This is a genomic window from Candidatus Liberibacter asiaticus (assembly GCF_000590865.3).
Lineage (GTDB): Bacteria > Pseudomonadota > Alphaproteobacteria > Rhizobiales > Rhizobiaceae > Liberibacter > Liberibacter asiaticus.
In genome coordinates, this window is record NZ_CP010804.2 from 1,144,684 (window position 1) to 1,156,917 (window position 12,234).

Here is a 12,234-nt window from a genome sequence, read left to right on the forward strand (position 1 = left end):
AAAAATGTATTATAATTAAAGGAATAAATTCTTTTAATGGCTTTTTATTTTTTTAGATAATTTTATTTTAAAATATAGAAATATTTTCCTCATAAATATCTAGGAAAATTTACAGAAAAAATAAACATATGGTGAATTTGTATCGAAACCAGTAATGCTGTCCGATTTTTCTAAAAAAATATTATTCTCGGAACAACAATTCTATCTATTATTTTATTGGATTGGAACAAGAAATTCTAGGATCCTTATTATTAAAAGGCAATTTACAACCGATTATAAGCTTTTTAGATGCACAACATTTTATTGATCCCATTCATAGTGAAGTATTTCGTGCCATTACTCGTAAAACGACCAATGAATGCTGAGATTATATCTCATTTTGAATCTCAAACAAAAATATCCTTTTCTACTTACCTTAATAACTTGCTTACTTTAGCTTCTTCAATAAGCTCTGAAGTGATCAATGCCGCACGGCGCGTTGTACAACAATGGGCGAGGATAACTATCTCTCAAGAAGCAAAAGCTCTAGCACTTCATACTTCTGACCCTACTTGCAATACCGCTACCCTTATTCGAAAATCCATGCAAAGTTTTGAGGATATTATTTCAGAAGTTCATTTAACAAAAAATCAATGCACGGGATCATCTTGTATTTCCATTGCCAATGCAGCTACAACGGCGATGAAATCAGCAGAACAACAAAAGAAAGAAGGTGAGAATCCTGATATTAAGTGGGGATTACAAAGTGTTGATCATTTAATGGGTGGAGTACAACTACGCGAACTTATTCTTATAGGCGCTCGCCCTTCTATGGGCAAAACAACTTTTGCTCTCTCCACTGCATTGCATATGGCCATGAGCGGTCATGGTGTTGCATTTTTTAGCCTTGAGATGGATAGGGAAAAACTTGGTGCTAGAGCTCTATCTAATTTGCTGTATCCAAGCTCATCACGTATTCCTTACCTTAATCTTATTCGAGGAGAAATTAACCAAGAACAATATCGCATATCTCAAGGCATATGTGAAAAACTGCAAGATTTTCCGCTTATTATTGATGATCGTCCTTCTCCTGGAATCATGGAATTCGTACACGTAGCGAACGGATTGCGGAACAAGCATACAAAAATGGTACAACTCTACAGGTTATTATCATAGACCATCTTGGTCTCATACGCGCATCTAACCGTTATCAAGGTAATCGGATTTATGAAATTGCAGAAATAACCGCAAACCTCAAGATAATAGCACGCGAATTAAATGTGGCAATTATTCTACTATCTCAGCTGAATCGTTCTGTTGAAACACGTATAAATACCCCCCCAACTTTCTGATCTACGAGATTCAGGAGCAATAGAACAAGATGCTGATACCATCGCATTTTTATATCGCAAAGCCTACTTTTAGCCCGAGAAACAGGAGGAACATCCGATGAACAATTTGAACGTCGTGACAAACTAGAAAATCATGAAAACAAAAGTGATGGTGCATCCTAATCGTGTTATGGCGAGCAATGCAGAAACTGCACGAAATGCATTTCTCATTCATCCTAAATGGATTTTATTGTCGCCAAACAACGTAATGGCCCCATTGAATCTGTTTCTCTTTTTGTAGATATGCCCTATTCCGTAATAAAGGATGGAAAAGAATGGTAAATAATCGTCCATGGTATAAACGTTATCCTGCTAATTTTATTTCTGGTATTTTGGAACTCACTCTTGAACAGAAAGGAGCATACAGCATTATCCTTGATCTCATTGTATGATCGTGGAGGATCTATCCCAGACAACGATAAATATATTGCCGGTGTTTGTGGTTGTTCCATTAGGAGATGGCGCAACATCCGAGCAATACTAGAAAAATTCAATAAAATCTTTATCCAAGAGGGCAATATTTACAATGTTCGTGTTGAAAAAGAAATAATAAAAGCCAGCGAAGAACGCCAAGAAAACGGTCGAAAAGGCGGAATAAAATCTTCTCAAATGCGTATTTTATCTAAAAAAACCAATAATTTATTTCAAGGAACGCTCAAGCCCGCGCACGTGTTCCAGAAACCAGAATCTATAAATAATTATAGTGCACCTGTTGATTTTGAGAAAATAAATCCAAATCCCTTAAATTTAGTTATTGCTTTATGTTGTGCAACTGATGTACTCATTCATCATTATGGTATCGTCACTTCTAGACGAAAAAATGACACAATCATCTCAAATTAAGGAATGAATTCATTCGCATGTATATGATTAAAAAGCATCATTTTGAAACAAAAAATATGTTACTTGCAAATCCGTAAAATAAAATGGATTCGCAACAGAGAACAATATGTAATAATACCTTTGCATTTTCTCATAAAGTACTGTTTTTTCTTCTCTATCTATTATTCTCGCGTACACCAACTAGTACTGATACGCATGATAATAACACTTCTCTAAAACTACCAACTTAATGATATATGATCCATTATTATAGATGCTATTATCCCACCTCATTGATTGACTATAGTTGAAAAGAATATCCTCCTGAAAAAATTAGTTTATTCTTTGACTTTACTCTCTAAATAACCTGCAAAAAAACCATTGATTTAACGATTTTTCTAACATTTTCGCAAATTTTTAACAGCAAAAAATAAAGAATTAAACAAAATAAAGGATCACACATGGCAAATAACACAGGATTAAGCCCTATTCAAGCAGGAGAAAAGCGGGTCAATGTCGATGATAAACGCATATTGACAAATATTGTTGACTAAAATACAAAATAAAAAGTTTATCCCTAAACGATACAGATTACGGTAATTCTATACAGTAAGTCCTAAAATAAAGAAAAAGGAATCGCATTAGTATGAATATCAAATTATGTGTCAGGTCTGAATAATAGTACGTGCTTTTTATGCAATAATCTGTGTATTAATTACGTTTGTTGGAGGATTTTTCCAAACATCGTATTGTGAAAATGAATTAGCTGTCGAACTTGTTACTGCGAGACAGCCAGAGGTTATTGATGGCCATGATGCTAGTAATCGTTTTGAGCCATTTGTTTCTTTAGGTTTGAATTATAAGAAAATTCATTATTTAGATACAGCCAAAAGTTTAAAAATAGAAGTCGAATTTGAAATCGAAGGTACTCGAACAGAACTAACAGCTAAACCTACACTATTTATAGAAAAGACATGGCGTTATGATTTTGGTAATGACTATTTTTCAAAGAAACAGGAGCTGATGTCGCTCCATCTACGTCATTCACCTTACAGAATCAGTGGGTTGAATCAAAAGTAGGGGTATCCTTTTACACGTACGTGAGTGACATCATGGCTTAAATTACAACGGGATTTTGGGGTTGTTTTAATTGGTGATAAGGCTTTCAATACTTATCGTTCTCAATTGAGAATTTTGATAACTGATAATTTGAGCGCTCTTATTTCTTCCGATAAAAATATAACAGAAAGCGGAAAAGAAGGCATTGTTAAAATGGATCTTAGTTATGTTTATACGTTCTAATCTCTCTTCTTCTGCACAATCTTAAGCATATTCACATCTCAGATCCATCTTTCCTATCACCTCTCCATAAGATTTTTTTTGAATATATGAACAAGCCACGCAGTGGTTTTTCTTCCACCCTGTGCATGTTCAATTTGATTTTGATACGGTTTCTTAAATCCCACCTCGTCCTTCTTTCGAATTTCTATTAACCACAAACCTAAGAATAAGGTGTAGCAATATATTAAAAATACATTAAAATCATATATTTAAGATTATTTAAGAGGATATTGTATCAAGACTTGGTTACAATCTTGAGATAGCATCATGAGGCATGAAAAGTAAGCGTTTATCAAAGAATGAGAGCATCTCGATTATCTAGAAAACCAAAACATCCTATTGCCGATTTGTCCCTTTAGCGGAAAAACAGTGGAGCCTTACAGTGACATCTAAAGACTTTTAAAGCATCAACCAATGCAACTCTAAAATGTAATAATACGGTCTTAGCGTTTTCTATCTATGAAGTAACAAATAATTTTAAAATTTAAGATTTGCGTTTTAAGTGTACTTTATATTAGTGTCACACGTATTGATTGTGTTTTTTAAAAGGAAATATCGTGCGTAAAAATTTATTAACCTCAACCTCATCTTTAATGTTTTTTTTCTTATCTTCTGGCTATGCTTTATCTGGCAGTAGTTTTGGTTGTTGTGGAGAATTTAAAAAGAAAGCTTCTTCACCTAGAATCCATATGCGTCCTTTCACCAAGTCATCACCTTATAACAACTCAGTGAGTAATACAGTGAATAATACTCCGCGTGTTCCTGATGTCTCTGAAATGAACAGCTCTAGGGGTTCTGCTCCTCAATCTCATGTTAATGTTTCTTCTCCTCATTATAAACATGAATACAGTTCTTCTTCGGCATCTTCTTCAACACATGCTTCGCCTCCTCCTCATTTTGAACAGAAGCACATTAGTCGCACTCGTATTGACTCAAGCCCTCCACCCGGTCATATTGATCCTCATCCCGATCATATTAGAAATACACTTGCACTCCATAGAAAAATGTTGGAGCAGTCTTGAAGATGAGCGTGCATTTTCTTAATGCATTACTATTCATTTTCTAATGATGTACTTATAAGTGCAAGCAAGATGCCAGTTTTTTTCAATGGTATTCTTTTCTTTATGGAGGTATGAATGAGTAAGTTTGTGGTGAGGATTATGTTTTTATTAAGTGCTATATCTTCGAATCCTATCTTAGCTGCCAATGAGCACTCTTCTGTATCGGAACAGAAGAGAAAGGAGACAACAGTAGGATTTATCAGTCGTCTTGTCAATAAACGTCCTGTCGCTAATAAACGTTGTCCTAATGCGACTAAACAAACACCACCCGATCATGGATCCAAGTACGATACACGAGAGGTGCTTATGCTCTTTGGAGGCTTAAACAATTGATTTTTTGATAGGCTAATCAGTACGTGTCAATACAGGTTCTCAAATTTTCTCCCATCTCAATCTCCATATTTATTTGATTGAGATGATGGGGTTATTTTTTGCCAAAGTATTTTTCCATGTATATAGCACGGACTTATTGGGTTTACATGATTTTCTGTTTTCGTTTCATAGAACAATCCTTCGTATGTTACATGTTAAAAAAATCACGAGCCATAAAGCAAGATATTTAAACAATATTTATCACTACTATGATTTTTCTTAACAATAAAACCGAATAATATTCTCACTAGTAACGCTCATTGCTGCATTAAAGAAAGGATTTCTTCATCTAAATATATATGTGTCAATGGTGTTCTCTAATATGCATTTCATGCATCGTCCATAGCGTTCTACAGATTGGATGGATTAACCTCGCGTGTTACTTACACGTCAGTCTAGAATTATTACAGACAAGATATCTTTACATCTTCAGCATATAGCTAAATAAAGATTATAAAATTATTTCATCTAAGATTGTAATGTTATATAGAAAAAACACAGAGAAAAGTATTCGATTCTTAATAGATACCTCTATCGCAAAAACTATAGGATGCTATAGAGTAGTAAATTAAGACGATAGAGCAATCCCTGTTACAAATAAGATCCTTATTGGTAAAATTGAAAAAATACCGACAAACGTAATTGAATACCATAACGAATGCAAGATTTCCCCAAAGGATTGCAAGAATAGAAATCGAAGAACATTCTTTTTAAAAATCATAAAGACATAGATAAAAAAAATAAGTCAATAACTTAAATATTAAAAAGAAAATCGATGACCGTGATAAAATACAACCAAAAGCAAAGAAACTATTATAAAAAAAAACTTCCCTAATACTAATATTATCCTAGAGAAAAAAAGGGGGCATTTTTTCCCATGCCCCCTTTTTCTATTAAGCAGTATCTCAAAAAACACTCATCAAGCAATTATTCAACCATGACATAGAAGAGATACTGTTTTTTATTTCTCCCCATCTAGATATCTCTGAATCAGATTATCATGCACGGTAACTGAATACTGACTTTTCAAATAAGCAATCACCGAATCCAACAAATCTTTATTCATCATCTGTGTTAAATAAGAGATAAATTTATCTTTTTCTTGAACAGGACCAACCTTAGAATTCGTTACTTTGAAAACTACATAAGATAATCCATTCTCAATAGGGAAGCATTTGACCATTTCTACAGGACCAGAAAAAACCTGAGAGATACCATCATATCCAAAGAATTTGTTTTCGTTGTCCATACGGTTAATCTGATTTGTAGTTAAAAGGGATGCTCCCAAATTTTTTCCTATATCGCGAAAATTTTTTCCTTCTTTGCTATATTCCAAGACCAACTGATTGGCTTTACTCGACACCTCTTCTGCTGTTTTAACAGTTTTCCAATCTTTTTTGACGTCTGTCAAAACCTCCTCTAATTTTCGATCACGTGCAGGAATAGATTCTTTGATCTGAACCCACATGTAGCTTCCATCAGGTAACGCTACCGTATGATCTTTAGAAAGAGGGTCATCTTTGCCAAAAACACGGAATAACAATTGCTCTTTATAAGGAATTGCCGCTACCTCTTTACCCTTCACATCCTTACCTGCAAAATCCACAAGCGGGAGATCGATAGAAACTATTTTTTCTCTGCGAGAAATTTCGTCCATGCTTGTTCCTAAGGCAAGAAATTCCTCCAATCTCTTATAATCCTCTTTAACCTTTTCGCTTGCTTTTGTAATGCGCATCTGATTTGCAATATCCTTCTTTACCTCCTGAAAAGATACTGTAAAACTAGGTTTAATATTACTTACATGGGCAATGACATATCCAAAAGAACCATGAATCACGGGAGTAAAATCACCTTTTTTCGCAAGCGAAAAAATTGAATCTGCTAAAGAAACATCTGGTATATACTCCTTAGAAAAACTCCCTAATGAGATATCAGAGAGAGATTTACCTTGCTCTTCGGCTAATTGAATGAATTTTTTTCCTTTTTTCAAAGACTGAAAGGCTTCATCAGCTTCTTTTTGATTTGGAAAAACTAACTGTTCTACGGTGCGAATCTCTGGCGAAAAATACTTTTCTTTGTTTTTTTCGTATTCTGCCTGCAATTCATCATTTGATATCTCTATCTTCTTTTCTTTTTCATGAACATCAAACAAGATATAAGAGATACGCTTGTACTCTGGAGCGCGATAATTATCTTTATACTTTTCAAACCATTGCGTAAGAACTGCATTTGATGGATCAGCTATGGCAGGAACATGACGATTGTTGAGAACAATATAGTCAACGGATCGATTTTCGAAATAAAAACGCTTCGCTTGATCAAGTAATAAATTAGAAGGTCGCATTCCTCCAACGAACATTCCAACCACATCAGTACGTGATAGCATCTTTGTATAATGATCAATGTACTCTTTTTCATTTATACCTTCGCGGGCAAGCCGAGATACAAATACATCGTGACTGAATTTATTATCTTTTCCGTGGAACAACGGAGAACGCGCAATTTCTCCCCAGACACGACCATGATCAGCTTCTAATCCTATATCTTCAATAAACTGGTCAAGAGTAGCTCCAGAAACGAGGTTATCAAGAATTTTCTTATCCAAACCGACGGATCTCGCTCTCTCCGAATTAACAACAAACCCGATTTTCTGGGATATCATACCTAATTCTTGTTTCCAAGAATTAATAAAAGAAGAAAAGGGAACTTTCTGACGACCCACAGAAACCACTGTCGACGATCCTGAAACAGAAAAGAGAGCATCGGACAATCCCCAAATAAGGAAAGGAACGAACAAGACAACAAGAAAAATTTTTGCAACCCATGTACGAGAAGCTTTGCGTATTATCTCCAGCATGATAACCTATTATCTCCAAATTATTGAAACACTCTGCTAAATACAATAAAACACACAACGGACATGGATAGGTCGTATATTACTACGTATCAGCATTCCAAAATACGAAAATCCATCGATTATGGAATCAACTTTTTCAACGGTATTATAAGAACACCGCAATTAAAACAGATATTTTACAAATGCACAATTGATTTTGGAAACTACTTTATCTTTTTGACAGGAGATCAATAAAATAACCATGATGGATTTGCGTCCTTGACTAGATAGACTACTACCTTGAAAGAAGCATCATCTATATTAATTAATTAATTAATTAATTGCTTGATATCTAAAAAGAAACCTTAGAAAACTATCATAATAAAGAATCTAATATTCTTAAATCGCATTCATAGAAGTTCCCTATAGGAAGTTTTCTGGAATCTCCGCACCTTTATCCTCCAAAACAATCTTATTTTGTATGACAAGAAGCCATAACCACCAAGCGGTGTGGCGAAGAGTATTCGCTATTACTTTATTCTCTTCAATACCTCTACAAAAAATATCTTTCCTTCCACAAATTTTCTCTCTTATTATAACGTGCGGTGCACAAGGAAAATATTGTGTCTTATCGGCAAATTTTCAATTGAATAAACTAGATAATAGCAAAACAGCAAAAGAAAATCTTGATTCTTTTTTTGCAACATATTGAGGTCACGACTCTTCACTTCCTAGGCAATCCAAAAGTAGAATCTTAAAATCTTTCCAACCAAGATGCCAACGAAAAACACGAGAACTACAATGCTTACCCTTGTAATGCGGTCATGGAAATAAAAACCTTGAGAAAATAGCAGAGAGAGATTTTTAGAAAGTACCCTATACTCCACATTTAAGTAGTTTAATTTCTGAAAAAACTTACTTAACATACTCATGTCCATCAATAAGTAATAAAAAACAACATTTGACACAAAAACAGAAATAATGCAGGAAAAATTTACCCATAACGGCACAATAGTTTTTACCTCCAACCAATCGCACTATTAAACAACAAATAATATGTAAATCTCATTAATTAATATGATTAATATATAAATGAATTCTTCGATACTCTCAAAATGGCACACTATTTCAAAAATACGGAAAACACAAACTAGAAATTGATCTCACTACCCCATCGATAACACCGATAAATATCATACAACAATAGAAAATATGATCTGCATACTTTAGGGAAAAAATTCTTGATTCAGATATCTTATCTGCACTATAATATGGCTTTTTTCTATCCAATATGCCCTTAAAAATTCGTACACCCGCTTCACAACTACATTCTTCTTTGTTTCAATCTTCAGAAAATCTCATAAATCTGAGCCTTTTCCGACAACAAGGAATAAAAATTTCACTAATCAAGCTAAATATTCAAGATTCTCTTAGTTGCTTACTGATGCTAATACAATTCATATAAACAGATAATACTGATTATTCCCTCTAGTATTGCAAAATCCAAAAAATATATATTCCATATCATATTAATTAAATATTTTTTTTGAAGAAAAAATGATACCCTGATGCCAATTATAGATATTTTATTTATTATGCCATACTTCTTCGATATTTTCTGTTACGTTTGAAATATATTTACTGATGAAAATACATTCCCACCTTAAGCGTTTGTTTGTCGATTTTCCTTTGTGTATTAAAACTCAAGGCAAAGCAAGTGGAGATCAATATCACTATCTTGCCCATGTATTGCGAATGAAAGAAGGTGATAATATTTTACTGTTTAACGGCAAGGATGGAGAGTGGTTGAGTAAGATTTCGTATGTAGGTAAAAGTATTAGATTTAAAGTGGAATATCAGAGCAGATCTCAAACTAAGCAATCTGATGTACAGTATATCTTTTCCCCAATTAAAACCAATCGCCTTGATTATATGATTCAAAAATCAGTTGAGATGGGAATGGGAGCAATTCGTCCTGTCATCACCCGCTACACACAAAACACACACTATAATATGGATCGTGTACGCACATATACAATTAGTGCTGCAGAACAGTGCGATATTCTCACGTTACCCTTTATATATCCCCCAACTACACTAGAGTTTCTACTAAAAAATTGGGATCACAATTGTCAGATAGTTTTTGCAGATGAAACATGCGGTTCAGAGAACTCTTTAGAAAAACTTCACGCAATTGCGCATATTCCAAACGTAGCAATTCTCATTGGCCCAGAAGGAGGATACCATTCTGAGGAAAAAGAAACACTGCATTCTCTTCCTTTTGTCACCCCTCTTTCTCTAGGTCCGAGAATTCTACGTTCTGATACTGCAGCAGTTGCAGCTATGGCTTTAGTTCAAGCGATTTGTGGTGATTGGTACTGAAACGAATGCACATTTTAGTCATCCCTATCGGTTTAATATTGCTCTTTAGTTCTTATGTAAAGGAATAAATATGACATGCAATCCGTTAGCTAATACTATCGTAACTTCCATTGATGATTTGGTGCAACATATTGCATCTGGGATCAAGCCACAGGAAGAATTTCGAATTGGAACAGAACACGAAAGTTTTATCTTTTCACGTGCAGATCATCGCCCTCTGCCTTATGACGGAGAAAAAAGCATTGTCACAATTTTACAAGCAATACAAAAAAAGCTTGCGTGGAAAGAAATCATGGATAAAGGCAATATCATAGGGTTGGCGAATCCATTGAGTAAAGCGGGGATTTCTATCGAACCTGGAGGACAATTAGAATTGTCCACTACGACATTACAAAATGTCCATCAAATCAAAGGAGAAATTCTCGGATATATCCAAATACTCAAAGAAATTACTCAAAACCTTGATCTTGGCATTCTAGGAATGGGCTTTAATCCTAAATGGAAATTAGATGAAATGCCAATAATGCCTAAATCACGTTATGTACTCATGAAAAAATATATGCCCCAAGTTGGCACTCATGGTTTAGACATGATGTTCAGAACCTGCACTACACAAGTCAGTCTTGACTTCAGTAGCGAGCACGACATGGCTACTAAGTTACGAGTTTCTTTTAAATTACAACCACTTGCTACAGCAATTTTTGCTTCTTCTCCCTTTGCAGAAGGTCGAATCAATGGATTTCAATCATGGCGAAGTGAGATATGGCGACATACAGATAGCGATCGTACAGAAATTTTGCCTTTTATTCTCAGGGATAATAGTAATTTTGAACACTACGCACAATGGGCATTAGACATTCCAATGTATTTTATCCTACGTAAAAAAGAGTATTATTGCTGTACGGATATAACATTTCGTCAGTTTATGAACGGAGCGCTCAAGGGTAGAATCAAAGAATGGCACCCTACGCTAGAAGATTGGGAAAATCACTTGTCAACACTATTTCCTGCTGTACGTTTAAGGAATTGTCTTGAAATGCGTGGTGCTGATTCTGGTAGATTAGAAAATATTTTTGCCGTTGCAGCCTTTTGGACAGGCATCCTTTACGACTCATCTGCCTTGCAAAATGCAGATCACTTAACATCCAGTTGGTCATTTTACGATATTAACAAATTAAACAATACTGTTCCATCTAAGGGAATGCGCTCTACTGTTAGAGGTCAATCTTTAAAAGATATTGCAATCCAAATTCTCACTTTTGCACATCAGGGACTAAAAAATCGTTCTGCAAAAAATCATTTGCAAGAAGATGAAACAATTTTTTTAAAACCGTTAGAAAAAATTATTCATAATAACCAGACTACTGCTGATGAAATGCTCGCTGCCTATCATACCAGATGGGGAAAATCGATAGATCCGTGTTTTGAAGAATATGCTTATTAAGAAGTGTGTAACAGCGTAAAAAGCAATATCTTCTCATACTTCTCTGCAACGAACTATTCCCTTAATATTTTGAGCAACGTTCTGCACAAGTGGGAGAAACAACACCCGATTAGGATCAACGGGAGCAGGCAATATCAGGGATTTCCAAGGTACTGCTTGAAAACCTAATTTACTATAATAAGCAATATCCCCTACTAGTACGATGACTTGTGATCCCTTTTTTTCAGCAGCATCAACGGACATGCTGATCAATTTTCTTCCGATGCCTTTGTTTTGATATAATGGATGTACTACTATAGGTCCTAGCAAATGCCCTGTGATTTTTTCTATAGAAATCGGCGTCATACGCACTGATCCTACAATTCTTTTTCCCTCTGCACAAAGAAAAGAGAGAGAAAGATCGTGCATTCCTTGTTCGCGCAATAAAACAGCAGCTCGAACAAAACGACCAGGACCAAAAGAGTCCGCATGCATGGCACAAATAGAAGAATCGTGCTCAAGACGTTCAGAAAAAAAGCTCCAATCTTTTGCCAACGGCTACGTCTCCAACAAATAAACTCAAAAAAGGCAATGGATAAAAATTTGCGCAATTCTATATTATTATCA

The 12,234-nt window shown here is 34.8% G+C and carries 10 protein-coding genes and 1 pseudogene; 9 read left to right on the forward strand and 2 right to left on the reverse strand.

The window, feature by feature from the left end; all coding sequences use genetic code 11:
- Positions 1-221 precede the first annotated feature (221 nt).
- The 7 genes and pseudogenes from CD16_RS05850 (at position 222) to CD16_RS05230 (ending at position 4,927) form a co-directional block, all read left to right on the forward strand.
- Positions 222-365, forward strand: a complete 144-nt coding sequence (locus CD16_RS05850) for a DnaB-like helicase N-terminal domain-containing protein (RefSeq protein ID WP_157141060.1) — start codon at positions 222-224, stop codon at positions 363-365.
- Positions 331-1,155: a DnaB-like helicase C-terminal domain-containing protein gene (locus tag CD16_RS05940; protein ID WP_015452978.1), complete on the forward strand. Its 825-nt coding sequence runs from the start codon at positions 331-333 to the stop codon at positions 1,153-1,155. Before CD16_RS05850 ends, CD16_RS05940 begins: the two co-directional genes overlap by 35 nt.
- Positions 1,152-1,404, forward strand: a pseudogene (locus CD16_RS05945) (DnaB-like helicase C-terminal domain-containing protein). The gene CD16_RS05940 and the pseudogene CD16_RS05945 overlap by 4 nt, the downstream one beginning before the upstream one ends.
- 341 nt (positions 1,405-1,745) lie before the next feature.
- On the forward strand, positions 1,746-2,213 hold the full coding sequence (locus CD16_RS05215; protein WP_015452981.1) for a DUF1376 domain-containing protein: 468 nt from the start codon (positions 1,746-1,748) through the stop codon (positions 2,211-2,213).
- A gap of 1,083 nt (positions 2,214-3,296) precedes the next feature.
- On the forward strand, positions 3,297-3,494 hold the full coding sequence (locus CD16_RS05220; protein ID WP_015452983.1) for a hypothetical protein: 198 nt from the start codon (positions 3,297-3,299) through the stop codon (positions 3,492-3,494).
- Between the two features lie 596 nt (positions 3,495-4,090).
- Entirely contained in the window at positions 4,091-4,555 is a 465-nt protein-coding gene (locus CD16_RS05225; RefSeq protein ID WP_015452985.1) for a hypothetical protein, read from the forward strand.
- A gap of 114 nt (positions 4,556-4,669) precedes the next feature.
- Positions 4,670-4,927 carry a hypothetical protein gene (locus tag CD16_RS05230; protein ID WP_015452986.1) on the forward strand — a complete coding sequence of 86 codons (258 nt, stop codon included), beginning with the start codon at positions 4,670-4,672 and terminating at the stop codon, positions 4,925-4,927.
- A 1,000-nt stretch (positions 4,928-5,927) separates the two neighbouring features.
- Here the strand turns inward: CD16_RS05230 and CD16_RS05235 are convergent.
- Positions 5,928-7,823: a SurA N-terminal domain-containing protein gene (locus tag CD16_RS05235; protein ID WP_015452987.1), complete on the reverse strand. Its 1,896-nt coding sequence runs from the start codon at positions 7,821-7,823 to the stop codon at positions 5,928-5,930.
- A 1,623-nt stretch (positions 7,824-9,446) separates the two neighbouring features.
- Between CD16_RS05235 and CD16_RS05245 the strand changes: the two genes are divergently transcribed.
- Both CD16_RS05245 and CD16_RS05250 read left to right on the forward strand, forming a co-directional pair.
- Positions 9,447-10,184, forward strand: a complete 738-nt coding sequence (locus CD16_RS05245; RefSeq protein WP_015452989.1) for a 16S rRNA (uracil(1498)-N(3))-methyltransferase — start codon at positions 9,447-9,449, stop codon at positions 10,182-10,184.
- A 70-nt stretch (positions 10,185-10,254) separates the two neighbouring features.
- Positions 10,255-11,628, forward strand: a complete 1,374-nt coding sequence (locus CD16_RS05250) for a glutamate--cysteine ligase (protein WP_015452990.1) — start codon at positions 10,255-10,257, stop codon at positions 11,626-11,628.
- Positions 11,629-11,661: 33 nt separating this feature from the next.
- Here CD16_RS05250 and CD16_RS05255 read toward each other — a convergent pair whose 3' ends face one another.
- On the reverse strand, positions 11,662-12,162 hold the full coding sequence (locus CD16_RS05255; protein WP_015452991.1) for a GNAT family N-acetyltransferase: 501 nt from the start codon (positions 12,160-12,162) through the stop codon (positions 11,662-11,664).
- Positions 12,163-12,234 lie beyond the last annotated feature (72 nt).

What these genes read in the sequence shown, in the direction of transcription:
- CD16_RS05245 (WP_015452989.1), top strand. Translation starts at nt 9,447, where the DNA reads ATGAAAATACATTCCCACCTTAAGCGTTTGTTTGTCGATTTTCCTTTG.
- CD16_RS05235 (WP_015452987.1), bottom strand. Translation starts at nt 7,823, where the DNA reads ATGCTGGAGATAATACGCAAAGCTTCTCGTACATGGGTTGCAAAAATT.
- CD16_RS05230 (WP_015452986.1), top strand. Translation starts at nt 4,670, where the DNA reads ATGAGTAAGTTTGTGGTGAGGATTATGTTTTTATTAAGTGCTATATCT.
- CD16_RS05250 (WP_015452990.1), top strand. Translation starts at nt 10,255, where the DNA reads ATGACATGCAATCCGTTAGCTAATACTATCGTAACTTCCATTGATGAT.